The 25603-nt window shown below is 74.4% G+C and carries 28 protein-coding genes; 16 read left to right on the top strand and 12 right to left on the bottom strand.

The annotated features are described in order from the left end of the window. Positions 1–22: 22 nt before the first annotated feature. The 5 genes from ACEQ2X_RS05085 to ACEQ2X_RS05065 all read left to right on the top strand — a co-directional run bounded on the left by ACEQ2X_RS05085 (position 23) and on the right by ACEQ2X_RS05065 (position 4422). A complete protein-coding gene (locus tag ACEQ2X_RS05085; RefSeq protein ID WP_370324699.1) occupies positions 23–931 on the top strand; it encodes an ABC transporter substrate-binding protein in 909 nt (302 codons plus the stop codon). 163 nt (positions 932–1094) lie between these two features. Continuing rightward, positions 1095–1847: an amino acid ABC transporter permease gene (locus ACEQ2X_RS05080; RefSeq protein WP_370324698.1), complete on the top strand. Its 753-nt coding sequence runs from the start codon at positions 1095–1097 to the stop codon at positions 1845–1847. Then, positions 1844–2593 carry an amino acid ABC transporter ATP-binding protein gene (locus tag ACEQ2X_RS05075; RefSeq protein ID WP_370324697.1) on the top strand — a complete coding sequence of 250 codons (750 nt, stop codon included), beginning with the start codon at positions 1844–1846 and terminating at the stop codon, positions 2591–2593. Before ACEQ2X_RS05080 ends, ACEQ2X_RS05075 begins: the two co-directional genes overlap by 4 nt. 11 nt (positions 2594–2604) lie before the next feature. Then, entirely contained in the window at positions 2605–3699 is a 1095-nt protein-coding gene (locus tag ACEQ2X_RS05070) for a DNA polymerase domain-containing protein (protein ID WP_370324696.1), read from the top strand. 30 nt (positions 3700–3729) lie between these two features. Further along, positions 3730–4422 carry a hypothetical protein gene (locus tag ACEQ2X_RS05065; protein ID WP_370324695.1) on the top strand — a complete coding sequence of 231 codons (693 nt, stop codon included), beginning with the start codon at positions 3730–3732 and terminating at the stop codon, positions 4420–4422. A 15-nt stretch (positions 4423–4437) separates the two neighbouring features. On the opposite strand, the gene ACEQ2X_RS05060 is transcribed toward ACEQ2X_RS05065, so the two are convergent. From ACEQ2X_RS05060 to ACEQ2X_RS05050, 3 genes are read right to left on the bottom strand one after another with little or no spacing between them, the layout of a single operon-like run. Next, positions 4438–5226 carry a metal ABC transporter ATP-binding protein gene (locus tag ACEQ2X_RS05060; protein ID WP_370324694.1) on the bottom strand — a complete coding sequence of 263 codons (789 nt, stop codon included), beginning with the start codon at positions 5224–5226 and terminating at the stop codon, positions 4438–4440. Then, a complete protein-coding gene (locus ACEQ2X_RS05055; protein ID WP_370324693.1) occupies positions 5205–5579 on the bottom strand; it encodes a response regulator in 375 nt (124 codons plus the stop codon). Before ACEQ2X_RS05055 ends, ACEQ2X_RS05060 begins: the two co-directional genes overlap by 22 nt. 42 nt (positions 5580–5621) lie before the next feature. Then, complete coding sequence (locus tag ACEQ2X_RS05050; RefSeq protein ID WP_370324692.1) at positions 5622–6518, bottom strand: hypothetical protein; 897 nt, start codon at positions 6516–6518, stop codon at positions 5622–5624. A gap of 92 nt (positions 6519–6610) precedes the next feature. Here ACEQ2X_RS05050 and ACEQ2X_RS05045 point away from each other — a divergent pair, with 92 nt between their 5' ends. From ACEQ2X_RS05045 to ACEQ2X_RS05030, 4 genes are read left to right on the top strand one after another with little or no spacing between them, the layout of a single operon-like run. Next, positions 6611–6862, top strand: a complete 252-nt coding sequence (locus ACEQ2X_RS05045; protein ID WP_370324690.1) for a mycoredoxin — start codon at positions 6611–6613, stop codon at positions 6860–6862. A 60-nt stretch (positions 6863–6922) separates the two neighbouring features. After that, the gene (locus ACEQ2X_RS05040) at positions 6923–7264 is read left to right on the top strand and encodes a circadian clock KaiB family protein (RefSeq protein WP_370324689.1); all 342 of its coding nucleotides are present in this window, start codon (positions 6923–6925) and stop codon (positions 7262–7264) included. A 28-nt stretch (positions 7265–7292) separates the two neighbouring features. Next, positions 7293–8480 carry a diguanylate cyclase gene (locus ACEQ2X_RS05035; protein WP_370324688.1) on the top strand — a complete coding sequence of 396 codons (1188 nt, stop codon included), beginning with the start codon at positions 7293–7295 and terminating at the stop codon, positions 8478–8480. Between the two features lie 18 nt (positions 8481–8498). After that, entirely contained in the window at positions 8499–9671 is a 1173-nt protein-coding gene (locus ACEQ2X_RS05030; protein ID WP_370324687.1) for a Glu/Leu/Phe/Val dehydrogenase, read from the top strand. A gap of 174 nt (positions 9672–9845) precedes the next feature. Here ACEQ2X_RS05030 and purM read toward each other — a convergent pair whose 3' ends face one another. Continuing rightward, positions 9846–10859 (bottom strand): phosphoribosylformylglycinamidine cyclo-ligase, encoded by a 1014-nt coding sequence (gene purM / locus ACEQ2X_RS05025; protein WP_370324686.1) that lies wholly within the window; start codon positions 10857–10859, stop codon positions 9846–9848. Beyond that, positions 10859–12310: an amidophosphoribosyltransferase gene (gene purF, locus ACEQ2X_RS05020; protein WP_370324685.1), complete on the bottom strand. Its 1452-nt coding sequence runs from the start codon at positions 12308–12310 to the stop codon at positions 10859–10861. The genes purM and purF overlap by 1 nt, the downstream gene beginning before the upstream one ends. 144 nt (positions 12311–12454) lie before the next feature. On the opposite strand from purF, the gene ACEQ2X_RS05015 reads away from it, so the two are divergent. Continuing rightward, complete coding sequence (locus tag ACEQ2X_RS05015) at positions 12455–13639, top strand: Kelch repeat-containing protein (RefSeq protein WP_370324684.1); 1185 nt, start codon at positions 12455–12457, stop codon at positions 13637–13639. Positions 13640–13687: 48 nt separating this feature from the next. Continuing rightward, positions 13688–14134, top strand: a complete 447-nt coding sequence (locus ACEQ2X_RS05010) for a DUF2269 family protein (RefSeq protein ID WP_370324683.1) — start codon at positions 13688–13690, stop codon at positions 14132–14134. 32 nt (positions 14135–14166) lie between these two features. Here the strand turns inward: ACEQ2X_RS05010 and ACEQ2X_RS05005 are convergent, their stop codons facing one another. Next, a complete protein-coding gene (locus ACEQ2X_RS05005) occupies positions 14167–14952 on the bottom strand; it encodes an ABC transporter ATP-binding protein (protein ID WP_370324682.1) in 786 nt (261 codons plus the stop codon). Positions 14953–14962: 10 nt separating this feature from the next. Next, positions 14963–17212, bottom strand: coding sequence for a phosphoribosylformylglycinamidine synthase subunit PurL (gene purL, locus ACEQ2X_RS05000; RefSeq protein WP_370324681.1), 2250 nt, complete (start codon positions 17210–17212; stop codon positions 14963–14965). Positions 17213–17510: 298 nt separating this feature from the next. On the opposite strand from purL, the gene ACEQ2X_RS04995 reads away from it, so the two are divergent. Further along, on the top strand, positions 17511–18743 hold the full coding sequence (locus ACEQ2X_RS04995) for an enhanced intracellular survival protein Eis (RefSeq protein WP_370324680.1): 1233 nt from the start codon (positions 17511–17513) through the stop codon (positions 18741–18743). Here the strand turns inward: ACEQ2X_RS04995 and ACEQ2X_RS04990 are convergent. After that, positions 18734–19696 (bottom strand): helix-turn-helix domain-containing protein, encoded by a 963-nt coding sequence (locus tag ACEQ2X_RS04990; RefSeq protein WP_370324679.1) that lies wholly within the window; start codon positions 19694–19696, stop codon positions 18734–18736. The genes ACEQ2X_RS04995 and ACEQ2X_RS04990 overlap by 10 nt on opposite strands. A gap of 128 nt (positions 19697–19824) precedes the next feature. Here ACEQ2X_RS04990 and ACEQ2X_RS04985 point away from each other — a divergent pair, with 128 nt between their 5' ends. From ACEQ2X_RS04985 to ACEQ2X_RS04975, 3 genes are read left to right on the top strand one after another with little or no spacing between them, the layout of a single operon-like run. Beyond that, entirely contained in the window at positions 19825–20046 is a 222-nt protein-coding gene (locus tag ACEQ2X_RS04985; RefSeq protein ID WP_370324678.1) for an alpha/beta hydrolase, read from the top strand. Between the two features lie 12 nt (positions 20047–20058). Continuing rightward, complete coding sequence (locus ACEQ2X_RS04980; RefSeq protein WP_370324724.1) at positions 20059–20724, top strand: alpha/beta hydrolase; 666 nt, start codon at positions 20059–20061, stop codon at positions 20722–20724. Between the two features lie 45 nt (positions 20725–20769). After that, positions 20770–21747 carry a phosphotransferase family protein gene (locus ACEQ2X_RS04975; RefSeq protein ID WP_370324677.1) on the top strand — a complete coding sequence of 326 codons (978 nt, stop codon included), beginning with the start codon at positions 20770–20772 and terminating at the stop codon, positions 21745–21747. A gap of 38 nt (positions 21748–21785) precedes the next feature. On the opposite strand, the gene purQ is transcribed toward ACEQ2X_RS04975, so the two are convergent. The 4 genes from purQ to ACEQ2X_RS04955 are packed head-to-tail and all read right to left on the bottom strand — an operon-like array spanning position 21786 to position 24406. Further along, positions 21786–22451, bottom strand: coding sequence for a phosphoribosylformylglycinamidine synthase subunit PurQ (purQ, locus tag ACEQ2X_RS04970; RefSeq protein ID WP_370324676.1), 666 nt, complete (start codon positions 22449–22451; stop codon positions 21786–21788). 38 nt (positions 22452–22489) lie between these two features. Continuing rightward, complete coding sequence (locus tag ACEQ2X_RS04965) at positions 22490–23221, bottom strand: hypothetical protein (RefSeq protein ID WP_370324675.1); 732 nt, start codon at positions 23219–23221, stop codon at positions 22490–22492. Positions 23222–23231: 10 nt separating this feature from the next. Beyond that, positions 23232–23495, bottom strand: coding sequence for a phosphoribosylformylglycinamidine synthase subunit PurS (gene purS, locus ACEQ2X_RS04960; RefSeq protein WP_370324674.1), 264 nt, complete (start codon positions 23493–23495; stop codon positions 23232–23234). Then, positions 23480–24406, bottom strand: coding sequence for a phosphoribosylaminoimidazolesuccinocarboxamide synthase (locus ACEQ2X_RS04955; RefSeq protein WP_370324673.1), 927 nt, complete (start codon positions 24404–24406; stop codon positions 23480–23482). Before ACEQ2X_RS04955 ends, purS begins: the two co-directional genes overlap by 16 nt. 59 nt (positions 24407–24465) lie before the next feature. Here ACEQ2X_RS04955 and ligD point away from each other — a divergent pair, with 59 nt between their 5' ends. Further along, positions 24466–25389, top strand: a complete 924-nt coding sequence (ligD, locus tag ACEQ2X_RS04950) for a non-homologous end-joining DNA ligase (RefSeq protein WP_370324672.1) — start codon at positions 24466–24468, stop codon at positions 25387–25389. Positions 25390–25603: the final 214 nt, after the last annotated feature.

Below are 25603 nucleotides of genomic sequence, written 5' to 3'. Positions count from 1 at the left end.
CGACCCGTGTAGGAGGTTCGAGATGCCGTTGCGCCGCAGCCTGTTGGGTGTCCTGGTCCTGGCCGTGCTGGCCGCCTCGTGCGGGGGCGCGGACGAGCCCGACGCCACCGACGACGCCACCGAGGACGCGACCGAGGAGGCCGCCGCCGACACGACCGAGGCCGCAGCCGGCGGCGAGTGCGCCGTCGAGGACCTGCCCCTCTTCGAGGAGGGCACGCTGACCGTCGCCACGGGCGAGCCCGTCTTCGAGCCGTGGATGGTCGACGACGACCCGACCAACGGCGAGGGCTTCGAGTCCGCCCTGGTCTACGCGCTGGCCGAGGAGATGGGCTTCGCCGAGGACGCCGTCACCTGGGTCCGGACCGGCTTCGACGAGGCGATCGCCCCGGGTGAGAAGGACTACGACTTCAACGTCCAGCAGTACTCGATCACCGAGGACCGCGACGAGGTCGTCGACTTCTCCGTCGGCTACTACGCCGTCGAGCAGGCCCTCGTGGCGGCCGAGGACTCGCCCGTCGCCGAGGCGACGACCGTGGGCGACCTGGCCGACGACCGGCTCGGCGCCGCGATCGGCACCACCTCCCTCGACTACGTCGACGCGGTCATCGACCCCGAGGAGCCCGCGCAGGTCTACGACGACAACGCCGGCGCCAAGGCCGCCTTCGACGCCGGCCAGGTCGACGGGCTGGTCTTCGACCTCCCGACCGCCTACTTCATCACCGCCGTCGAGATCCCGGACGCCTCCATCGTCGGCGTGCTGCCCCGCGAGGGTGACGATCCCGAGGAGCTCGGCCTGCTCTTCGAGGAGGGCAGCGAGCTGGTGAGCTGCGTCGACGCGGCCCTCCAGGCACTGCTCGACGACGGCACGGTCGAGGCGCTCGAGGACGAGTGGCTGAACCAGGGCGGGGACATCCCCACCCTGGAGCCGTGACCGACCCCTCCCGACTCCGCTGAGCGGCCCGGACCAGCCCGCCACCAGCCCCCAGCCGCCCGGCTGGGGGCCGCTGCGCCGTCGGTCCCGCTGGCGCGAGGCGGTCGGGGACTTCTTCGCCGAGGAGGGGGCGAGGGGTGCGGCGATCGCCGCGATCTCGACGGTGGCCGTCTTCGGGCTCGTCGCGGTCCTGATCGCCACCAGCCCCCAGTGGCCCGTCGTCCGCGACCAGTTCTTCAACCCCGCGGACATCGCCGCGGCGTGGCCGGACGTCCTGCGCGGGTTCTGGCTCGACGTCCGCCTGTTCGTGGTGGCGCAGGTGGCGATCCTGCTGCTCGCCCTGCTGATCGCGGTGATGCGGAGCCTGCGCGGACCCGCGTTCTTCCCCCTCCGCCTGCTGAGCGTCCTCTACATCGACTTCTGGCGGGGCATCCCGCTGATCCTCGCCATACTCCTCCTCGGCTTCGGGGTGCCGGCCCTGCAGATCCCCGGCCTGCCCCGATCCGAGCTGTTCTGGGGGACCACGACGCTGGTGCTGAGCTACTCCGCCTACACCGCGGAGGTGTACCGCTCCGGCATCGACGCGGTCCCCGAGAGCCAGCGGATGAGCGCCAAGTCCCTCGGTCTGACCCAGGCCCAGGGCCTGCGGCACGCGATCCTGCCCCAGGCGGTGCGCAACGTGATCCCTGCGCTGCTGAACGGCGTCGTCAGCCTGCAGAAGGACGTCGCCCTCATCAGCGTCCTCGGCGTCCGCGACGCGGTCCGGGAGGCGGGCATCTACACCGCGCGGACGTTCAACTACTCCTCCTACGTCACCGCGACCGTGCTGTTCCTGGCCATCTCGATCCCCGCGGCGCGGTTCGCGGACTGGTACACCGCCCGCGACCGGGCGCGGCGCAGCCAGACGATGGCATGAGCGACGCGCTGCTGGTCTGCGACGCCGTCGAGAAGGCCTACGGCGACAAGGTCGTGCTCGACGGGCTGTCGCTCGAGGTCCGCAGCGAGCAGGTCGTCTGCCTGATCGGCCCCTCCGGGTCCGGCAAGTCGACGCTCCTGCGCTGCATCGACTTGCTCGAGCGGATCGACGCCGGTCGGATCCTGCTCGACGGCGAGGACATCTCCGGCCGGCGGGTCGACCAGAACGCCGTCAGGCGGCGCATGGGCATGGTGTTCCAGTCCTTCAACCTGTTCCCGCACCTGTCGGTCCTCGACAACGTGACCCTCGGCGCCCGGAAGGCGCAGCGGATCCCCCGGGACGAGGCGGAGGCGACCGCGATGGAGCTGCTCGGCCGCGTCGACCTGGCCGACAAGGCCACCGAGTACCCCGACCGGCTGTCCGGCGGGCAGCAGCAGCGCGCCGCGATCGTCCGCGCGCTGGTCGGCGGGCCCGAGCTGCTGCTGCTCGACGAGATCACGTCCGCGCTCGACCCCGAGCTGGTCGGCGAGGTCCTCGACGTGATCCGCGAGCTGGCCGACGGGGGCATGACGATGGTCCTCGCCACCCACGAGATGGCCTTCGCCCGCGACGTCGCCGACGTCGTCTGCTTCATGGACGGCGGGGTGGTGGTCGAGTCCGGACCGCCGACCCAAGTCCTCACCGACCCGTCGGAGGCCCGGACCCGCCAGTTCCTCAGCCGCCTGATCGACGGCGGACGGCTCTAGGCTCTGCGGCGATGGCAGACGACGTGGTGCTGGACCTGGCCGGACGACCGGTCAAGGTGACCAGCCCCGACAAGGTCTTCTTCCCGAAGCGCGGCGAGACCAAGCTGGACCTCGTCCGCTACTACGAGGCGGTCGAGGGGCCGCTGATGGCCACGATGGGCGGCCGGCCGGTCCTGCTCGAGCGGTACCCGGAGGGGGCCCGGGGGAAGTCGTTCTTCCAGAAGCGGGTGCCGAAGGGCGCGCCGGCCTGGCTCGAGACCACCAGCGTGCAGACGGTCAACGGCACCCCGTCGAACGCCCTGGTCGCCGTCGACCTGGCCCACGTCGCCTGGGCGGTCAACATGGGGTGCCTCGGCTTCCACGTCTGGCCGCTGCGGGTCGGCGACGACGGCGCGGTGGTGACCTTCGATCCGGCCGCGAGCTCGTCGGTCGAGCTGCCCGACATCGACGTCGAGCAGTGGGGTGGGACCGAGGGGCGGGAGGTCGTCGACGAGCTGCGCCTGGACCTCGACCCCATGCCGTCCGTCGGCTTCGACCGCGTGCGCGAGGCCGCCGGCGTGCTGCGCGAGCTGCTCGCGGAGGCGGGCATCGCCGGGTTCGCGAAGACCACGGGGAAGCGCGGCATCCACGTGTACGTGCGCCTCGAGCCGCGCTGGGACGCCTACGAGGTCCGTGCGGCCGGCGTGGCGGTGGCACGCGAGCTGGAGCGCCGCCGCCCCGACCTCCTGACCGCCGCGTGGTGGAAGGAGGAGCGCGGCGACCGGGTCTTCGTCGACTACAACCAGAACGCGCCGCACAAGACGGTGTTCGGGGCCTGGTCGGTCAGGGCGAAGGTCGGCGGGCAGGTCTCCGCCCCGTTCGCGTGGGAGGAGCTGGGCGTCGTGGACCCGGACGCGCTCACCATCGCGACCGTGCCCGCCCGGCTGGCGTCGGAGGGGGACCCGTGGGCGGCGATGTACGACGCGCCCCAGTCCCTCGATCCGCTGCTCGCGATGCACGCCGCCGACGCCGCGGCCGGACTGGCGGACGCCCCCTGGCCGCCGGTGTACCCGAAGATGCCCAACGAACCCCCGAGGGTCGCGCCCAGCAGGGCGCGCAAGGAGTAGGGCGGGGCTCGCTGCGGTAGGTGGCCGGTGATGGGTGGACCGATCGAGGAGCAGGACGACCGCGGGCTGGTGCGTGCCCCCGCCGAGGTGGTCCGCCGGGTGCTGAGCGGTGCCGGGCGGGTGGGGGAGGGGCTCGCGAGCGCCGCGGTCCTGGCGCACACCGGGTCGGCGGTCGATCGGGCGCGGGAGGCGACCGCAGCCGGGACCCCGACGTGGAAGGCCGTCGACGATGTGGTCGCCGAGCACGTCGCGCTCGCCCGCCGTCAGGGCATGATCGCCGGCGGGGCGCTGACCGCCGTGCAGGTCACCTCGTTCTGGGGCTCGGCCGGCACGCTGACGATCCCCGCGGCGATCGCCGGCCTGGCCGGCGACCTGACGTCCCTCGCCTGGATCCAGGCTCGGATGGTGACCCAGCTGGCGGCCACCTACGGCCGCGATCCGTACGACCGCGATGCCCGGGTCGCCGACCTGCTGGCCCTGTGGGAGATCGACGGGCTGGACGACGTCGTCGCCGAGGGGAGGGTGCGCTGGCGGGGGGCGCTGAGCCGCCTGACCGGACCGGCGCAGCGGCTCCGCACGCTGATGCACCTGGTGGGGCTCCGCTCCCTCGCCCGCCGGGTGATCCCGCTGGTCAACGTGCCCCTGACCGCCGCGGCGAACGAGCGGGCCACCCAGGAGCTGGCCGACCGGGCGATCGCCCGGTTCGCCGGCGGACGCCCCTGACGCATCGGACCTGGGTCAGCGCTCCTGGGCCCGGTGGTCGTGGTGGTGGTGCGGGTCGTCCAGCACGACGTGGTCGCCGACGACGATCGGTCGGGCGCCGTAGGCGGCCTGCAGGTGCTCGGCGGTCAGCACCTCGTCGGGCGGTCCGACCGCGAGGACGCGCCCGGCGAGCAGGACGACCAGGTCGGCGGCTCGCGCGTCCGCCATCTCGTGGGTGGTCATGACCACCGACCGGCCCGCGTCGCGCTCGGCGCGGACCACGTCGAGGATCGCGTCGCGGGACACGAGGTCGAGGCCGGTCACCGGTTCGTCGAGCAGCAGCACGTCGGCGTCCTGGGCCAACCCCTGGGCGATCAGCAGGCGCTGCTGCTGACCGCCGGACAGCTCGCGCAGCTGGGAGTCGGCCAGCCCGGTCGCGTCCATCCGCTGGAGGGCGGAGTCGACGGCGGCGCGGTCCGCTGCGCGGAGCCGGCCGAGCAGCCCGCGGTGGGCGTAGCGGGCCATCGCCACCACCTCGCGACCGCTGACGGGCAGCAGGGCGTTGTCCTCGGTCCGCTGCAGCACGTAGGCGATGCGGGCCCGGACCCGCTCGGGCGGCTGGCCCAACACCGCGATCGTGCCGGCGGAGGGGGTGATCAAGCCGGCGATCCCGTGCAGCAGCGTGCTCTTGCCCGACCCGTTCGGGCCGATCAGGGCGGTCAGCGTGCCGGCCGGCAGGGCCAGGTCGACGTCGGCCAGGACGGGTGCCCCGCCGTAGCCGAGGGCGACCCCGTCGAGGGTGATCACGCCGTCGACGGCGGCCACGTCGCCTCGATCATCTCGGCGACCCGCGGGCCGCTGAAGTCGGTCTTCGCCAGCACGGCGGCGCGGTCGACGATCTCGGGGTGCTGGACCAGGAGCGCGTCGGCGGCCGCGGTGACGATGATGCGCCTGACGTCGGGGTGGTGGGCGGCGAGCCAGTCGACGACCTCGACGCCGGACATCCCCGGCATCATCCAGTCGATGAGCGCCGAGCCGGTGCGGCCCCACTCCGCCTTCTCGATCGCCTCCGCGCCGGAGCCGAAGGCGTCCACGTCGAACCCCTGCAACGCCATCGTCTCGCTGAGCAGGACCCGCAGCGCGGGGTCGTCGTCGATCACCACCAGCCGGTTCGCCACGGCTCGCAGACTAGGACCTGCACCGCGGGACGGCCCCGCCGGTCATCGTCCGTCCAGCCGGTCGCGTGCCGCCTCGAGCGCCTCGGCCGCCGCCGTGACGGCGGCCTCCGCCTCCGCCTCCACCCGCGCCGCCTCGACCAGCCGGTGGTCGGCCTCGGCTGCCTGTGCGGCTGCGGTGCGCGCGGTCTCCTCCGCCGCGGTGAGCTCCTCGCGCAGGCGGGCGACGTCCGCGTCGGCTGCGTCGGCCGCGGTGCGGGCGCGCTCGGCCGCCTCCGCGGTCGTGCGGTGGCGCCGGGCCGCCGCCAGGTGGGTCATGGTGACCTGGCCCAGGTGGCGCTCGGCCTCCTCGACGCGGGCCCTCGCGGCCCGCTCGGCGGCGATCCGCGCCTCGTCCTCGGCCGCGGCCTCCCCATCGGCGGAGGCCGTGGCGTCCGCGGCGTCCGGCACGGCGGCCAGCGGCACGCCCATCCCGAGCGCCGCGGTGGGGTCCGGTGCGGTGGTCGGCGTCGCCTGCAGGACGCCCGTCGCGATGGCACGGGCGAGGTCGGTGTCGACCGCGGCGGCCAGCAGGGCGGTGCGGACCGCGTCGCGCACCGGCGTCGTGTCGGGGTCCAGGGCGGACAGGACCTCGTCGATCGCCGCGTGGTGCGCCCGGACGGCGCCGCGCAGGTCCGCGCCGCGCACGCCGCTCAGGGCGCGGCGCTGCACCCTGGCGAGCTCTTGGGCGGCACCGGCGACCGCCGTGATCAGGTCGGGCTGGTCGCGGGACACGTGGTTCAGGGCCGCGGCGGCGACCGTGGGACGGCGCAGCGCCTTCACCGCGGCCGCCGCGCCGGGATCGCCGGCGGCCTTGAGCGAGCGGACCAGGTCGTCCCGCGCGGCGACGAACGCCGGCGGGTCCAGCTCGAAGAGCGGCACTGCCACATCGGGGACGGTCACGACCCGGAGTGTGGCAGGAACACGCCGTGGCGTGGCAGCGTTCGAGGCCGGGCGACCATCCCGACCCCGATCCCCTCCCGAGGAGCGACGCGATGCCCACCACGCCCGAGATCACCCTCTACTGGCGCCCCGGCTGCGGCTTCTGCGCGGCGCTGCAGCACGGGCTGGACGCCGCGGGGGTCGAGTACCGGGGCGTGAACATCTGGGAGGATCCCGACGGCGCGGCGTTCGTCCGCTCCGCGAACGACGGGAACGAGCTGGTCCCCACCGTCCAGGTCGGCGACGAGGTGCTGTCCAACCCCTCCGCCCGGCAGGTCGTCGCGCTGGTCCGACCCGACGCCTGAAGCGCGGTGCGCCGACCCGCTATCCTGCCGGTCAACGCGGCGGGACCGGAAGGGGGAGAGGTGAGCGACCGCACCGAAGAGGGCGAGGGCGCGTTGCGCCTGACGCTGTACGTCGCGGGTCGCACGCCGCGGGCGGACCGGACCGTCGACGAGCTGCAGGCCGTCGTGGCCGACGAGCTCGACGTGGCGGTGACCGTGTCGATCGTCGACGTGCTGGAACGCCCCGACCTGGCCGAGGAGTCGCTGATCCTGGCCACCCCCACCCTCGTCCGCGAGTCCCCCCGGCCGGCCCGCCGCCTGATCGGGGACATGACCGACACCCGGTCGGTGCTCGAGGCCCTCGGCGTGATCGCCGCACCCGACCCGCGCCCGCAGCCGCCGACCGGCGACGGCGACACCTGACGTCCACGGGGGGCAGGAGGCAGCACGAGTGAGGACCCCCCGCGGCGACGCCGGCGCGCTGGACCCGTCGGTGTACCGGCGCATGGTCGAGGTCAGCGACGACGGGATCCTCGCCGTCGACGGCCACGGGATCATCGCGTTCGCCAACCCGGCTGCCGCGCGCATGCTGGGTCGTCCCGCAGCGGTCCTGCGGGGCCTGTCCTTCGGGGTGCCGATCGTCGCCGGGGGGGCGGCCGAGATCCGCCTGCTGCACGCGCGACGCGGGGTCAGGGTGGCGGAGCTGCGGGCGGCGTCGGTCCCCCAGGGGGATGCCGCTGACGTGACCCACATCGTCATGCTGCGCGACATCACCCGCAGCGCGCGGACCCGCAGCGAGCTGCAGCGGCTGGCGCTGGCCGACCACCTGACCGGCGTCGGGAACCGGCGGGCGTTCCTGGCCCTCGCCGACCAGGCGTTGAAGGTCGCCGAGCGCGAGCAGCGAGCCTGCCTGCTGGTGTTCGTGGACATCGACCGCATGAAGGCGATCAACGACCGGTTCGGCCACCGCGCCGGCGACCAGGCGGTGGTCGAGACCGCCCAGATGCTCACCGACACCGTGCGGGATGCCGACATCGTCGCCAGGATCGGCGGGGACGAGTTCTGCGTCCTGTTGACCGGCGCGCCGGGACGGCCGGAGTCGCTCGACGAGGCGCTCGAGCGGCTGCGGGAGGCGACGGCGCGCCTGGGCGAGCGGACCGAGTTCCCCCTCTCGGTCACGATCGGCGACGCCCGGACCGAACCGGGGGAGCACTGGACGGTCGCGGAGCTGATGGAGGCCGCCGACGCCCGCATGTACGAGGCGAAGCGCCGTCGTGATCGCGACGTCCGGGTGGTCGTGATCGGGGACGGATCCGTCGGGCGTGCGGTGCGCGAGGCGGTCGGCGACGAGCTGCCGGTCCTCGTCCTCGACGCCGTCGCCGAGCTGGCCGACCGGGTCAGCCCCGTCCTGACCGACGTGGTGGTGGTCGCCGTGGCCGATCTCCCGGGGACGATCGCCGACCTCGGCACCTCGCCCCGCACGACCGGCATCCCGGTGGTCGCGCACCAGCCGACGCCCGACGCCGAGCAGGAGCGGATGGCGCTCGACCTCGGCGCGGCGGACGTCATCACCGGTGAGATGGCACCCCCCGTGGTGCTCGCCCGCATCCGTCGGGTGCTCGGCCAGATGGCGCTGTGACGTCCGGTTAGGATCCGGGTGATCGACGCGGCAGCCGGCGACCCCGGCGCGCCGCCGCACCCGGACCGGAACCGGTGGGACCCACCGGCCGGCGACCAAAGGCAGGTCCTCATGCGCACAGGCCCCTTCGCACTGATCGACGACCACGAGCAGGTGGTGTTCGGCAACGACCCCCAGAGCGGGCTGCGGTGCATCATCGCGATCCACTCGACGGCGCTCGGACCCGCGCTCGGCGGCACCCGGATGTACCCGTACGCGACCGAGGACGAGGCCCTCGTCGACGTGCTGCGCCTGTCCCGCGGCATGACGTACAAGGCCGCCTGCGCCGGGCTCGACCTGGGCGGCGGCAAGGCGGTCATCATCGGCGACCCCGCGACCGACAAGTCAGAGGCGCTGCTGCGGGCGTACGGCCGGGTCGTCGAGTCCCTCGGCGGGCGGTACGTGACCGCCTGCGACGTCGGCACCTACACCGACGACATGGCGCTGGTGGGCCGGGAGACGCGGTGGGCGACCGGCGCGTCGATCGACGAGGGCGGCTCGGGGGACTCCGGGGTGATGACGGCGCTCGGGACCTACGTCGGCATCAAGGCCGCGGTCGAGTTCGTGTTCGGCGACCCGAGCATGCGCGGCCGCCACGTCGCCATCCAGGGCGTCGGCAAGGTCGGGCGCCGGCTGGCCGAGCACCTCCACGCCGAGGGCTGCCGCCTCAGCGTCGCCGACGTCGACGCCGGCGCGGCAGCGGCGTGCGCCGAGCGGTTCGGCGCCGAGGTGGTCGACGTCGCCGACGTGCACGCCGTCGACGCCGACGTGTTCAGCCCGAACGCCCTCGGGGCGGTCGTCAACCCGGCCACGCGGGGGGAGATGCGGTGCGCGATCGTCGCCGGCGCGGCGAACAACCAGCTGGCCACCGAGGAGGACGGGGAGGCGCTGGCCGACGCCGGGATCCTCTACGCGCCCGACTACGTCATCAACGCCGGCGGGGTCATCCAGGTCGGCGACGAGCTGCACCCCGGCGGCTGGTCGACCGACCGGATCACCGCGCGCGTGCACCGCATCGGCCCGCGGCTGGCCGAGATCTTCGCCGACGCGAAGGGGTCGGGCATCTCGACCGCCCGGGCCGCCGAGCGCGCCGCGGAGGCCCGGATCGCCGCCGTCGGCCGGCTGCGGTCGTTCCACCTCCCGGACCGGTAGGACCCGGTAGCTCCGGCACCGCAGAACCCAGATCTGAGCCTCAGCTGCGTCACCGGACCCAGCCCTCAGATCTCAGGTTCAGCTCCGGCGTCACAGGACCCAGATCTGAGCCTTAGCTCCGTCACAGGACCCAGTTCTCAGATCTGAGGTTCAGGGGTGCATGACCGGGATGGCTCAGCGCAGGCGCACGCCGGCGGGGGTGGTGACGCGGCCGAGGACCCACCCCTCCACCCCGTGGCGGCCGAGCACGGCCAGCGCGGCGTCCACCTCGGTGGCCGGCACCACGGCGACCATGCCGACGCCCATGTTGAAGACGCGGAACATCTCGTCGGTCGCCACCGACCCGAGGCGTTGGAGCAGACCGAAGACCGGCGCCGGCGTCCACGACCCCAGCCCGACGTCCGCACCCAGCCCCGCCGGCAGGACCCGCGGGAGGTTCCCCGGCAGCCCCCCGCCGGTGACGTGGCACAGGGCGTTGACCAGCCCCTCCGCCGCCAGGGCCAGGCACGGGCGGGTGTACAGCGCGGTTGGGGTGAGCAGCTCCTCGCCGAGCGGACGGTCCAGCCCGTGGCCGTCGGCCAGGTCCAGCCCGTCCACCAGCGCCCGGACCAGGCTGTAGCCGTTCGAGTGCAGCCCGCTCGCCGGCATCCCCACCAGCACGTCGCCCTCCGCCACCCGGTGGGGGCCGAGGATCGCTGACCGCTCGACCAGGCCGACCCCGAACCCGGCCAGGTCGTAGTCGCCGGCGGGCATGACGCCGGGGTGCTCGGCGGTCTCGCCACCCGCCAGGGCGCAGCCGGCCTGCACGCACCCCTCCGCGATGCCGGCGACGACCTCGGTCACCACGTCGGGGTCCAGCCGGCCGATCGCGATGTAGTCGAGGAAGACCTGCGGCTCGGCGCCGCTCACGACGATGTCGTCGACGACCATCGCCACCAGGTCGATGCCGACGGTGTCGTGCCGGCCGAGGCGCCGGGCCAGCTCGAGCTTGGTGCCCACGCCGTCGGTGGCGGTCACCATGACCGGCTCGCGCCAGCGCGCGGTGTCGATGGCGAACAGGCCGCCGAACCCGCCGATGCCGTCCAGGACCTCCGGTCGGTGCGTCCGCTCGACGTGGGGTCGGATGCCCTCGACGACCGCGTCGGCCGCGTCGAGGTCGACCCCGGCGCCCGCGTAGGTCTCGCCCATCAGGTCGACTCCCACAGCGTCGCCATGACCGCCTTGCCGCGCTGGCGGGTCAGCGCCTCGACCGGGATCGGGTAGTCCCCGTCGAAGCACGCGCTGCAGAGGGAGGTGGCGGGCCGCTTCGTCGTCTCGATCAGCCCGTCGAGGGAGAGGTAGGCGAGCGAGTCCGCGTCGAGGAAGCGCCGGATCTCCTCGACCTCCATGCCGGCGGCGATCAGCTCGGCCCGGGTGGCCATGTCGATGCCGTAGAAGCACGGCCACTTGATCGGCGGTGCGGTGATGCGGAGGTGCACCTCGGCGGCGCCGGCGGCCTTCAGCATCGCCACCAGCTGCCGGGAGGTGTTGCCCCGCACGATCGAGTCGTCGACGACCACGAGCCGCTGCCCGGCGATGATGTCCGGCAGCGGGTTCAGCTTCAGGCGGATGCCGAGCTGGCGGAGGCTCTGGGTCGGCTGGATGAACGTCCGTCCCACGTAGCGGTTCTTGGTCAGCCCCTCTGCGTAGGGGATGCCGGACGCGGCGGAGTACCCGCCGGCGGCGGCCATTCCGGAGTCCGGGACCGGGATGACCAGGTCGGCGTCGACGGGGGATTCGTTGGCCAGCAGCTCGCCCATGCGCCGGCGGGCGGCGTACACCGACGTCTCGGCGGTCATGTGGTCTGGCCGGGCGACGTAGACGTACTCGAACACGCACGCCTTCGGACGGGCGTCGGCGTAGCGGCGGCTGCGCAGCCCGGCGTCGTCGATGGCGACGATCTCTCCCGGTTCGACGTCGCGCACCCGGTGGGCGCCGACGATGTCGAGGGCGGCGGTCTCGCTGGCGACCACCCAGCCGCCGCTCTTCAGCCGCCCGATGACGAGGGGACGGACGCCCTGGGGGTCCCGCGCCCCGTAGATCGTCCGCTCGTCCATCACCACGAGGGAGAACGCGCCGTCGACGTGGGGGAGGACCTCGGCCAGCGCGTCCTCGGTCGTGCCGTCGGCGCCGAGGCGGTCCCGCGCGTCCGACACGAGGGCGCTCAGCAGGTCGGAGTCGCTCGAGCAGCTCTCCCCGACCGGCAGCTCCCCGGAGAGGTGGCCGGTGTTGGTCAGGTTGCCGTTGTGGGCGAGGGACAGGACGTGCCCCTCGGGGGTCGAGCGGAAGGTCGGCTGGGCGTTGTCCCACGTCGACGCGCCGGTGGTCGAGTAGCGGACGTGGCCGATGCCGAGGTGACCCTCGAGGGCGGTCAGGCGGGTCTCGTCGAAGACCTGGTTGACGAGCCCCATCTCCTTGGTGACGACGATCGACGCACCGTCGCTCACGGCGATCCCTGCGGACTCCTGCCCGCGGTGCTGCAGGGCGTAGAGGCCGTAGTAGGCCAGCTTCGCCGCGTGCTCGGTGGGGGCGTAGACCGCGAAGACGCCGCAGGCGTCCCGAGGTCCGGTCGCGGGCTGGTCCTCGGGGGTGTCGCTCACGGCGCAAGCGTAGACGCCGGGAGCGCCGAGACGCCCGTGGCCGGCGGGGTGGCGGTGTGGGATGCTCGACGGATAGACCTGCGCACCGAGCCGACGCCGGCCACCGCGACGCCACCTCCCGCAGACGGCGGGTGGCGCCGGAGGGTGGGTGTCCTGTGGCTGGTCGTCGTGGTCGTCGCCGTCGGCGTCGTGGCCCGCATCGGCGGTGGCGACGATCCCACCGCCGACCTCGAGGTCGACCCGACCCCCGCGGTGGCCGACGAGGAGGAGCCGGCCCCGCTCCCCACCGCCCCGGCGCCGGGACCGGCCACCACCGCCGTCGGGTCGTGGGTGCCGCTGGGAGTCTCCCCGCTGGCCGCGCGCACCCGCCCCAGCGCGACCTGGACGGGGGAGGAGGTGCTGGTGTACGGAGGTCAGCCGGACCTCGGCCCGGTCGGTGCCCGGTTCGACCCGGTCAGCCGGACCTGGTCGCCCATGGCGACGTCACCCCTCGGGCACCGGGTCGCCCACACCGCGACCTGGACCGGCACCGAGCTGGTCGTGTTCGAGGGGACGCCGGTCGGCCTGGAGGCCGCCCGCGCGGCCCAGGACGTCGACGGCGCCGTCTACGACCCCGCGACCGACACCTGGCGGCCGCTGCGCGACGCCCCCCTCAACCCGCGCTCGGGCCACGTGGCGGTGTGGACCGGCGAGCAGGTGTTCGTCTACGGCGGGTCGCGGACCTTCGAGACCGAGGCTCCGGCGGCGCTGTACGACCCGGCCGCTGACACCTGGACCCTCACCAGCCCCGCACCGCTCGAGCGCGCCTTCGGGCTGCTGGCCGCGGTGTGGACCGGGGAGGAGGTCGTCGTCTGGTCCGGCACCGGCCCCACCGACGTCGCCGCCTACGACCCCTCCACCGACACCTGGCGGCTCCTGCCCGGCTCGCCGGTCGGGATGCGGTCGGCGCAGGCCGTCTGGACGGGCAGCGAGATGCTCCTGCTCGGCCGGCCCGATGCGGTGGAGGTCGGCGGGCTCGCGCTCGACGTCGCCGAGGGGCGCTGGACGGTGCTGCCCCCCTCCCCCCAGGGGTACGCCGCGACCCACGCGGTGGTCTGGACCGGGGACCGGGCGGTCGTCCTCGGCGGGCCGGCGGAGGTGCCCGGCGCGGTCTGGGACCCCGCGACCGCCCGCTGGTCGGCGCTGCCGCCGGCGCCGCTGCAGGCCGTGAGCGGCCACGCCGCCGCGTGGACGGGGGAGGAGATCTGGCTGTGGTCGGGGCAGGGCCCGGCGGGCCCGGTCGCCGAGGGCGCGACCTTCCGGGCCGGATGGTCGACCGCGCGCGGGTGAGCAGAGCCGGCTCGCGTCGGAGCCCCCGGTGGTCCACACTGCGCGGCGATGTACGAGACGCTGAAGTTCATCCACGTCATGGCCGTGATCGCCTGGTTCGGCGGGGGCATCTTCCTGACCGCCCTCGCGGGGCGCGCCGCCCGGACCGACACCGCCGCCCTCGGGACGGTCGTCCGGCTCGGCGGGGCGATGGGGCCGTTCTTCGGCGCGATGGGGGGCATCGCGTTCCTCGCGGGCATCGCGATGGTCCTGACGACCGACGGGCTCGACTTCGAGGAGGCCTGGATCACCATCGGGATCGTCGTGTACCTGGTGTCGGCGTTCCTCGGTGGCCGGGTGCTCGGTCCCCGCTACGAGCGGCTCGGCGAGGCGGCGGCCGGCGGCGACGCCGCGGCGACCGAGACCGCCCGCAAGGCCGTGGTCAGCATCACGATGGTCGACCTGACGCTGCTGACGATCGCCGTCGCCGCGATGGTCTTCAAGTGGGGCGCCTGACCTGACCGTCGCTGACCCGGCCGGCGGTCAGCTCAGCGGCCCCGGGCGGTCCAGCGGTCGCCGTCCCGGCTCACCTCGAGCGGGTGGTCGAAGGCCGCTGACAGCGACTCCGACGTGAGGACCTCCTCCAGCGGGCCGGCGGCGACGACCGTCCCGCCGGCGACCAGCGCGGCGTGGGTGAAGCCGGGCGGGATCTCCTCGACGTGGTGGGTGACGAACGCCGCCGCGGTGACCGAGGGGTCCTCGGCCACGTCCGCCAGGATCCCGAGCAGCTGCTCGCGACCGGCGATGTCGAGCCCCGCGGTGGGCTCGTCGAGGAGGAGCAGCTCGGGACCGGCCAGCAGCGCACGGGCGATCTGGACCCGTCGCCGCTCACCCTCGCTCAGCAGGCCGATGCGACGGTCGGCGATCCCGTCCAAGCCGACCCGCGCGACCGCGTCGTCGACCCGCGCCCACTGCGCGTCGTCGTAGGCCGGGCGGAAGGACACCAGGGTCGCGTCGACGCCGCTCGCGACCGCGGCCCGCACGGCCATGCGCGGATCCATCAGCCGTTCGAGGGCGCTCGCCGTGTAGCCGATCCGGGTCCGCAGCGTCGGGATGTGCGTCGCGCCGAGCCGCTCGCCGAGCACCCGGACCGTCCCGCTGGACGGCAGCTCGTACGCGGCAGCCAACCTCAGGATCGTCGACTTCCCCGCCCCGTTCGGGCCGAGCAGCACCCACCGCTCGCCGGCCGCGACGGCCCAGTCCACGTCGTGGACGACCGGGACGCCCCCGCGACGGAGGGCGACGCCGGACAGCTCGATGGCGAGGTCGGCCACCAGGCGGTCCCTACGGCCCCAGCAGCGCCGGGAGCACCGCGGCCTGCGCGGCGGCGACGGCGTCCAGGTCCAGGTCGAGCGACCCGCCGACCAGCCGCCGGGCGGCGGTGGTCATGCCGATGGGGCGGACGTCGAGGTCGTGCTCGCGCGCCAGGGCGTCGACCGCCCGGGCATCGGGTGCGGAGACGACGACCCGGCCGGGGGCCTCGGAGAACCAGATCTGGTGCTCCGGCAGGTGCGTCGGCAGCTGGCAGGTGACGCCGAGGCCGTCGCCGCACGCCTCCACGAGCGCGGTGACCAGCCCACCGGTCGACACGTCGTGGGCGCTGGCGAGGATCCCCTCGGTCCGGGCGATGTTCAGGAACCGGTGCAGGCGCCGCTCGAGTGCGAGGTCGATCGGGTCGAGCGCTCCCGCGATGCGCTGGTTGCACACCCAGTCCCACTCGCTGCCGGCCAGGCCCGCCCGGGTGGGGGCGCCGACCAGCAGCACCGCGTGGCGGGGGGCGGCGAACGTCGCCGGCGTCGACTGCGTCACGTCGGGGTGGACGCCGAGGACGCCGACGACCGGCGTCGGGTGGATCGCGGTGTCTGCCGTCTGGTTGTAGAACGACACGTTCCCGCCCGTGATCGGCGTGTCGAGGGCGGTGCAGGCGTGCGACATGCCCGCGATCACGTCCCGGAACTGCCCCATCACCTCCGGCACCTCGGGGGAGCCGAAGTTCAGGCAGTTCGTCGCCGCCACCGGCAGCGCGCCGGTGCAGGCGACGTTGCGGGCCGCCTCGGCGACGACCCGCCGCGCCCCCTCCACCGGGTCGAGGGCGCACCAGCGGCCGTTGCCGTCGGTGGCGATCGCGATGCCCCGCCGGTTGCGGTCCTCGATCCGGAGGACGGCGGCGTCGCCACCGATTCCCTGGACCGTGCCGTGCCCGACGATCGAGTCGTACTGGTCGGTCACCCAGGCCGGCGGGGCGATGTTGGGACTCGTCAGGACGGCCATCGCGTCGGCGGCGAGGTCCCTGGTCCGGTCGTAGGCGGCTGCGGCGTCCGCGTCGACGTCGATGCCGGCGTGCGGGTGGACCCAGTCGGCCACCGGGCGGGTGTAGGTCGGGCCGTCGTGGGCGAGGGATGCCGCGGGCGCGTCGTGGACCCGCTCGCCGTGGCGGTCGAACACGAGCCGGTCGCCCTCGACGACGGTCCCGATCGGGGTCGCGTCGATGCCCCAGCGCCGGCAGATCGCGAGGACCTCGTCGAGGTGGTCCGGGCCCACCAGCGCCAGCATCCGCTCCTGGGACTCGCTGCAGAGGATCTCCCACGCGTCCATCGACGCCTCGCGGAGGATCACGTCGTCGAGGTCGACGTGCATCCCCAGGCCGGCGGCCGAGGCCATCTCCGAGGTGGAGCAGGCGATGCCGGCCGCGCCCATGTCCTGGATGCCGCTCAGCAGGTCCGCGGCGTACAGCTCGAGGCAGCACTCGATCAGCTGCTTGCCGGCGAACGGGTCGCCGACCTGGACGTTGGGACGCTTGGCCTCGTCGACCCCGTGCTCGGAGAACTCGGCGGACGCGAGCACCGACGCGCCGCCGATCCCGTCCCTCCCCGTCCGCTGCCCGATCAGGACGGCGACGTCGCCCGGCCGCTCCGCCTTGGCGAGCTGGATCCGATCGGCCGGCAGCACGCCCACGCAGAGGACGTTGACCAGCGGGTTGCCCTGGTAGCAGGGGTCGAAGACGACCTCGCCGCCGACGGTCGGGACCCCGATGGAGTTGCCGTAGTGGCCGATGCCGCGGACCACGCCGTCGACGACCCACCGGGTCTTGGGGGAGGTGGGGTCGCCGAAGCGCAGCGGGTCCATCAGCGCGATCGGCCGGGCCCCCATGGTCAGGATGTCCCGGATGATCCCGCCGACGCCGGTCGCCGCGCCCTGGAACGGCTCGACGAAGGAGGGGTGGTTGTGGCTCTCGATCTTGAACGTCACCGCCAGGCCGTCGCCCACGTCGACCACGCCGGCGTTCTCGCCCGGCCCGACCAGGATCCGGCTCCCCTCGGTCGGCAGGGTCTTCAGGTAGATCTTCGACGACTTGTAGCTGCAGTGCTCGGACCACATCACCGAGTAGGTCCCGAGCTCGGCGGTCGACGGGTCGCGTCCGAGGGTCTCGACGATCCGGTCGTACTCGTCGTCGGTCAACCCCAGCTCGCGGGCGAGCGCGCGGGGCTCGGGGGCGGGGGCGGGCGTCGGGGTGTCAGCGGAGGTCGTCGCCATCGGGGCGGCAGCCTACGCCGCGACCCCGTGGGCGGCGGCACACGGGTGGGTCGGCGAGGAGGGCTGGGGGGGCACCCGTGGATGGATTCGACATCCCGGGGGAGGGGTGGGGGTGCGCCCGTGGATGGAATCGACACCCTCACGCGAGGGTGGCGGTCTCAGGAGTCACACCAGGCCTCCCACTCCACTCCTGCACCACGCCGGACCATCCACGGTGTCGATTCCATCCGCTGGGGTGGGACCGACGGTGCAGATTCCATCCGCTGGGACGGGGCCGACGACGTAGCGTGTCGCGGCGATGACCGATGCTCTCGCTCAGGCGGTCGAGGTCCGTCCCCTCGACCCGGCCGACCACCCCGCGGCCCACGCCCTGCGCGTGGCGGCGTTCAGCTCGTCGCTGGCCACCCGCTACCCCGAGGAGGGGGAGGCGAACTACATCCCCGCGGACAGCCGGCTCGGCGCCTACGACGGCGACCGCCTGGTCGGGCACACCGGCGTCTGGTCGCTGGGCCAGTGGCTCGGCGGCCGGCAGGTGCCGATGGCCGGCGTCGCGTCGGTCACCGTCGCCGCCGACCAGCGCCGTCGGGGCATCGCCGGCCGGCTCGTGCGTGCGGCCCTCGAGCTCGCCCGGACCCGCGGCGATGTGATCGCCTGCCTGTACCCGACCGTGCCGGCGCTCTACCGGTGGTCGGGGTTCGAGTTCGCCGGCGTGCAGATCCGCCACGTGCTGCCGACCGGGACGCTCGGCGGCCTCCCGCGCCCGAGCGCCCCGCCCCGCCTCCGCCGTCTCGCCTACCCCGACGACCTCCCCGGGATCGCCCCGGTGTGGGACGCCGCGGCGCAGGCGCACGGGCGGGAGACCCGCAGCGACGCACGGCTCCGCCACATCTTCGAACCCGACGACGCGCGCACGCGCGACCTCGATGCCCTCGTCGCCGAGCGTGACGGCACGATCACCGGCGTCCTGCAGGTCAGCCGCAGCGCCACCCCGCCGGGTGACCGGTCGATCTTCACCCAGCGGGTCGTCGGACTGGCGGCGACCGACCGCGACACGTGGCTGGCTCTGTGGCACGTCGTCGCCGGTCAGGCGTCGGTCTGCGCGCGGACGCAGTTCACCGGCGCACCCCACGAGCCGCTCCTCGACGAGCTGTCCGTGCCGGCCCACGACCTCGACACCGAGGTCCACCCGTGGATGGCGCGCCTGGTCGACCTCCCCACCGCCGTCGCCGGTCGCGGCTGGCCGGCCGGTGCCCCGACCGCCATCAGCCTGGGCGTCCACGACCCGCTGCTCGCGGCGAACGACGGGACCTGGACCCTCGAGGTCGCCGACGGCGAGGGTCGGCTCACCCGCGGCGGACCGGACGCCGCCCCGACCATCGACGTCGGCGCGCTCTCGGCGCTGTTCACCGGGCACGTCCGGGCCCGGACCCTCGCCTTCCAGGGTCGGCTGTCAGGGGCGTCCGCCGCCGACGTCGCGACCCTCGACGCCGTCTTCGGCGCGCCGCAGCCCTGGTTCCACGACTACTTCTGAGGGGCGACCCGCCGGCGGTAGGCGCTCGGCGTCTCCGCGTACACGGCTCGGAACGCCCGGCTGAGCTGCGAGGCGTCGCCGAAGCCCCAGCGGTGGGCCAGGTCGGTCAGGCTCCACGCCGCCAGGCGCGGGTCGGCGAGATCGCGGGCGATCCGCTCCAACCGCCGCCGCCGGATGTGGGCGGCGACCGTCGTCCCCGTCGAGGCGAACGCGAGGTGGAGGTAGCGCGGTGACACGCCGAGCCGTCCGGCCAGCGCCGTCGGCGTCAGGTCGGGGTCGTCCAGGTCGGTCTCGATCGCGGTGAGGGCGCGGGCCGCCAGCGCCTCGACCGCCCCGCCTGGCCCCCCGCTCACCGGCTCGGCTCCGCGGACAAGAAGGTCGAGGGCGACGTCCACGGCCAGCAGCGCGTCGCCGGTCCCGAGCTGCCCGCCGACCTCGGCCAGGGTCCGGAGGTGGCCCGCCAGCAGCCGGCCGAGCGCGCTCGACGCCGGCAGCGCGACCGGGCCGACCCGGCCTCGCCGCGTGCGGACCGCCAGCCGGTCCGTCGGCACCAGCAGGGTGACCTTCCGGACCGCCTCGACGACCTCGAACTGCACCGGGGCGGCGGAGTGCCAGCACAGCACGTCGCCGGCGGTCAGCTCGGCGGTGGGGTCGCCCTGGCGGACCCGCTCCCGACCCTCGGTGACCAGCAGCACCCCGACGGTGTCCTGGTCGGTGCGGCGCAGCTCCGGGGTGGCCCGCCGGCCCCGGAGCGGCGCGGAGCGGCAGTCGACGACCGTCGCGTCCCCGAGCTGGTGCCAGGTCACCTCGAGCTCGTAGGCGGAGGGGTCCTCGAGGCGGAGGTCCCAGGGCAGGTGCGTGCCGCTCAGGATCTCGCGGACCGCCTCCTCGCGCTCGATGACCGCCGTCTGCGTCGACGACCAGCCCCCGGCGCCTGGGGGCGCACCACCCATCGGGTCTCCTCGGCTCTGCACGCGATGTCGAGTCCGCGTTCCCCCACACGCAAGCACTCCTGCCCCCCGTCGTCCAGGGTGCGGATCACCACCCCATCGAGGGACCCGACGACGACGAGGAGCCGACCGTGCGCCACGACATCGAGTTCAGGACCGAGGACGGCACCACCCTGCGGGGGTGGCGCTACGACGCCGAGGGGGTGGAGGGGCCGGCGCCGACCGTCGTCATGGCCCACGGCTTCTCCGCCACCAAGGAGATCCACCTGGACGACTTCGCCGAGGTCTTCGCCGCCGCGGGCCTCGGCGTCATCGTCTACGACAACCCCAACCTGGGCGAGAGCGACGGCTAGCCCCGCCAGCACATCGACCCGACCACCCAGATCCGCGCCTACCGCGACGCGATCACCTGGGCGCAGAGCCTCGACGAGGTCGACGCCGACCGGATCGGCGTGTGGGGGTCCAGCTACGCCGGCGGGCACGTCCTGGTGGTCGCCGCCCTCGACCGGCGCGTGAAGGCCGTCGTCTCCCAGGTGCCGCTGACCTACGGCTACACGAGCGCGCAACGCCTGATCCGCGGCGACGTCTGGGCCGGGCTCCGCCAGGGCTTCGACGCCGACCGGGCCGCGAGGCTCGCGGGCGAGCCACCGTCGGTCCTCCCCGTCACCGCGCCCGAGGGCGAGCCGTGCGCCCTGCCGACGCCGGACACCTGGGCGTTCTTCACGAACCTGCCGGAGGACCGCGCCAAGCACTGGCGCAACGAGGTGACCCTCCACTCGGTCGAGCTGTTCACCGAGTACGAGCCGGCCACGTACATCTCCCGGATCTCGCCCACGCCCCTCCTGCTCGTCGCCGCGCGCGAGGACCACCTCGTCCCCTTCGACCTGACCGCGACGGCCTACGAGGCCGCGCTGCAGCCCAAGGAGCTGGTGATCCTGCCGGGCGGGCACTTCGACGCCTACACGGGCGAGGCGTTCGCGACGTCGTCCACGGCCCAGCGCGACTTCCTCCTCCGCCACCTGGCCGGCTGACCCACACAGCCCCCGGTGCCCGGGATCGAGGGCAGGATGGGGCGCGTGCTGCTGCCCCCGCGCGACCTGACCGACGCCGACGTCGCCGGGGTCGTCGCGGGCGGGTGGGGCGTCGACGTCCGCAGCGTCACGTACCTGCCGGTGGGGTTCGGGAGCCACCACTGGGCGGTCGTCGACGCGCTCGGGGCGCGCTGGTTCGCCACGGCAGACGACCTGCGGGCACCCGGCCACCTGGGGGAGGGCGGCCCCGACGCGCGCCACGACCGCCTCGATCGGGCTCTGTCGACCGCGCGCAGCCTCCGGGCCGCCGGGATCGCGGCCGTGGTCGCCCCCACACCGACCGCGGAGGGGGCGGTGACCGTCCGCCGGGAGGGGCACGCGATCTCCCTGTACCCCCACGTCGACGGCGAGTCCTTCGGCTGGGGGCCGTTCCCGAGCGCCGCCGTCCGCGACGCCGCCCTCGACGTCGTGGTCGAGGTGCACACCACCTCGACGGCATCGGACCTGGTGCCCCCGAACGACCTCGCCGTCCCCGGCCGCGCCGACCTCGAGGCCCTCCTCGACCGTCGGACGACGGTGGCCGGTGGGCCGTACGCCGCTCGCCTGGCGGAGCTGCTCGACCGCCACGACGCGGACCTGCGGGCCCGGTTGCGCGCCCACGACCAAGCCGTCGATGCGGAGGCGGCGCTGGCCGACCGGCGGGTCATCACCCACGGCGAGCCGCACGCCGGGAACGTCATGGCGGTGCTCGGCGGGGTCCGCCTGGTGGACTGGGACACCACCGCGCTCGGCCAGCCCGAGCGGGACCTGTGGTTCCTGGTGCGCGAGGACGCCGAGCTGGCGGCGCGCTACGCCCGGCAGACCGGGGTGGAGGTCCGCGACGACCTGCTCGACCTGCACCGCGAGTGGTTCGCGCTGGCCGACGTCGCCGCGTTCGCGGTGCAGCTGGCGGGGGCGGTGTCCGAGGACGCCGAGACCGAGGTGGCCTGGGAGGCCCTCCGCGCGGAGGTCGCCGGGCTCTGACCGGAGCGGCGTGGACCGGGCGGGTCAGGAGGGCTTGGTCAGGCCGGGACGGGCTGGCCGATCAGCCGCTCGAGGAGGAGCCCCCGTCCGTCGGTGCTGCCCCAGCCGACGAGCGCGTCGACGGCGTGTTCGGGGTGGGGCATCAGGCCGGCGACGTTCCCCGCGGTGTTGGTCACCCCGGCGATGCCGGCGACGCTGCCGTTCGGGTTCGCCGCGTCCGTGACCGCGCCGTCGGGCTCGCAGTAGCGCGCCAGGACCTGTCCGCCGGCGGCGAGCGCCGTGGGATCGGGGTGGACGTAGCGGCCCTCGCCGTTCTTCAGCGGGATGGCGAGGACCCGCCCGGTTGCCTCGTCACGGAGGTGCTGCAGGCGGTGGGTGAAGCGCAGCCCGACGTTGCGCGTCAGGGCGCCGGGGAGCAGGCCGGCCTCGCAGAGCACCTGGAACCCGTTGCAGATGCCCAGCACCCGCCCGCCGTCCGCCGCCAGCTGGGCGACCGATCGCATGGCCGGGCTGAACCGGGCGATCGCGCCGGCGCGCAGGTAGTCCCCGTAGCTGAACCCGCCGGGGACCACGACGGCCTCGACGCCCTGCAGGTCGGCGTCGCCGTGCCACAGCACGACCGGTTCGTGGCCGATCGTCCGGATCGCGTAGGCGCTGTCGCGGTCGTCGCAGGTGCCGGGGAACCGCAGGATGCCGATGCGCATGGCCGGCAGCGTAGCGGCCGCCCTGCCACCCGAGGCGCCTACTCGAACCCGGCCGCCTCGAGCGCGCGGATCGGGTCCAGGAGGTCGACGAGGGCACGGGCGTCCTCACAGGCGCGGGACGGCCGGTCGTCCTCCTCGAGCCGGTCGCAGATCACCGCCTCGGCCTCCCTGGCCTCCAACGCGCTCGCCGCCAGCGTCGGGTCCAGCTCGAGGAACGTCGTGTCGTGCGCCACCAGCGGCGCGATCCACCAGGACTCGGTGTCGTCCCGTGCGAAGCGGGCGTTCAGAAGCACCCGCGGCGGGTCGGTGGACACGTCGAGGGTCGAGTCGACACCGGTCGCCTGGAACTGGGCGAACCGGATCACGCCGTCGGCGGCGGCGAACGCCTGCAGGCGGCGGGCGACGGCCTCGGGGACGGTGACCTCGCAGAGCGCGGACACGGCGGCGTCGATGCGCGCGACGTCGGCGTCGCTGCCCGCGCCCTGGATGCCCCGGTACCGGGCGCAACCCTCCAGGGTCAGCGGTTCGGGAGCCGAGGTGCCGACGTTGAACTGGCCGACGTCGGTGGCGAGGTCGCCAGCCGGTGGCGGCCGGCGCTCGGCGCCCGGGCCGTCGTGCGGGCCGAAGACGCCGAAGGCCCAGACGGCGACGCCGAGCGCGACCGGGACGGCGGTCAGGGCCAGGAGCACGAACCAGCGCGGGAGCAGCGGCTCGGCGAGCTCCTCGGACCGGGCGCCCGCGTAGACGTCGCGGGCCCGGTCGTCCCTCATCGGGGCGCCCTCACGTCGAGGGCTGCTCAACCCGGACGGTGTAGGTCTCGATGACCGGGTTGGCGAGCAGCTTGTCAGCGACGGTGGCGGCGACGGCTTCCGGGTCGCCGGCGCCGTCGGCGACCTCGAGCTCGATGTGCTTGCCGATCCGGACCCCCGTCACCCCCTCGAGGTCGAGGGAGGGGAGGGCCCGCTCGACGGCCTGCCCCTGGGGGTCCAGGATCTCCGGCTTCAGCATCACGTCGACGACGACTCGGGTCACGGGGTGGTCCATTCGGTGAAGGAGGTCTCGGTCAGCTGCTCGTAGGCCCGCACGTACCGCTCGCGGGTCCGCGCCACGACGTCGTCGGGCAGGTCGGGCCCGGGTGGCGACTTGTCCCAGTCGAGGGTCTCCAGCCAGTCGCGCACGTACTGCTTGTCGACGGATCGCTGCGGACGACCGGGTTCGTAGTCCTCGGCCGGCCAGAAGCGCGAGGAGTCGGGCGTCAGCACCTCGTCGATCAGGATCAGCTCGCGCTCGCCGTCGGCGCCGGGCAGCAGCCCGAACTCGAACTTCGTGTCGGCCAGGATGATCCCGCGGCTCGCGGCGTGGTCGGCGGCGCGCCGGTACAGCTCGATGGTCAGCTCGCGCACCCTCGCCGCCAGGTCGGTGCCGATCAGGTCGGCGGCCCGCTCGAGGCTGATGTTCTCGTCGTGGTCGCCGCGCTCGGCCTTGGTCGCCGGGGTGAACAGCACCTCACCGAGCCGCTCGGACTCGACCAGCCCGTCAGGCAGGGCGATGCCGCAGACGGTCCCCCGCTCGCGGTACTCCTTCCACCCCGAGCCGGCCAGGTAGCCCCGGGCGACGCACTCGATCGGCAGGGGCTCGGCCCGGCGGCACAGCATGGCGCGGCCGCGGAGGAGGTCGGCGTGGGCCGCGAGCCCGTGGCCGAACCGGTCGGGGTCGGTGGTGACCATGTGGTTGCCGACCACGTCGGTGAGGCGGGTCAGCCAGAACGCGGTCATGCCGGTCAGGACCTTCCCCTTGTCGGGGATCGGCGTCGGCATCACCACGTCGAAGGCGCTGATCCGGTCGGTGGCCACCAGCAGCAGGTGGTCGTCACCGACGGCGAACAGCTCGCGCACCTTCCCCGACCCGACGCGGGTGACCCCGTCGAGTGCGGTGAGGCGGTCCAGTTCCTCCATCGCCGCGGAAGGCTACCCGCGCCCACCCGGTGGACGTGTGGGGCATAGGATCCGCGCCGATGGCCGTCACGCTGTCCAGCCCGGACAAGGTCCTGTGGCCCGAGGTGGGCCTGACGAAGCGGGACCTGTTCGACTACGTCCGCGAGGCGTCGGACCGGCTCCTCCCGCAGGTGGCCGACCGGCCGCTGTCGTTCAAGCGCTTCCCCCGCGGCGTGGACGCGAAGGGGTTCTTCCAGAAGGACCTGCCCGACCACGCGCCCGAGGCGATCGGCCGGTGGCGCCAGTGGGCGGAGTCCGCAGACCGCGAGGTCGCCTACGCGCTGGTGGACGACGTCGAGGGGCTCGAGTGGCTCGCCCAGCAGAACGTCGTCGAGCTGCACCCCGCCCTCTTCCGGGTTGACCGCCCGGACCGGGGTGACCAGCTGGTCTTCGACGTCGACCCGGGCCCGGACCCGATCCCCCCGGCGAGGGTGGCCCGGTGGATCCGCGAGGTGCTGGTGGAGCTGGGCCTCGACCCCGTGGCGAAGACCAGCGGCGGGAGGGGACTGCACGTCATCGTCCCGATCGAGCGCCGGTACGGCCAGGACCTGCTGCGGCCCCTGACCCTCGCGATCGCCCGGATGGTCGTCGACCGCCACCCCGACGTGCTGACCGTCGAGATGCGCAAGGACGAGCGGCACGGCCGCACGCTGGTCGACTGGTCGCGCAGCGGGGCGTCGACGCTGATCGCCGCGTGGAGCCCGCGGGCGCACCCGCAGGCGACGGTGGCCACCCCGCTCGACTGGGACGAGGTGACCGACGAGCTGGACCCGACGGCCTTCACGTTGCGGACCGTCCTCGACCGGCCCGACCCGTGGGAGGGGGCATGGCAGGTCCAGCGGCTGGAGCGGGCCGCCACCGCGGTCGTCGACGCTGGGTTCGACCTATTGGACGCCAGCCCGCGGGGCCGGACGGGGAGCTACCTGGGCGGGACGGCGCGCTGACCCGCGAGGGTGATGCGGGGGATGGGGCGCCCCGTCTGCACGTCGTCCTGTGATCGTGGGGGCCGTCTGCACGTCGTCCTGTGACCGTGATGGCCCGTCTGCCCGTCGTCCCGGAGGGTCCCGGAGAACGTGCGGATGGCCCGGGCCGGCGGCCGGAGAACGTGCGGATGGCCCGGGCCGGCGGCCGGAGAACGTGCGGATGGCCCGGGCCGGC

The sequence above is a fragment of the Euzebya sp. genome (assembly GCF_964222135.1).
Taxonomy (GTDB): Bacteria; Actinomycetota; Nitriliruptoria; order Euzebyales; family Euzebyaceae; genus Euzebya.
Note: the sequence above shows the minus strand (reverse complement) of the source record. Positions and strands in the feature narration are given on the sequence as shown.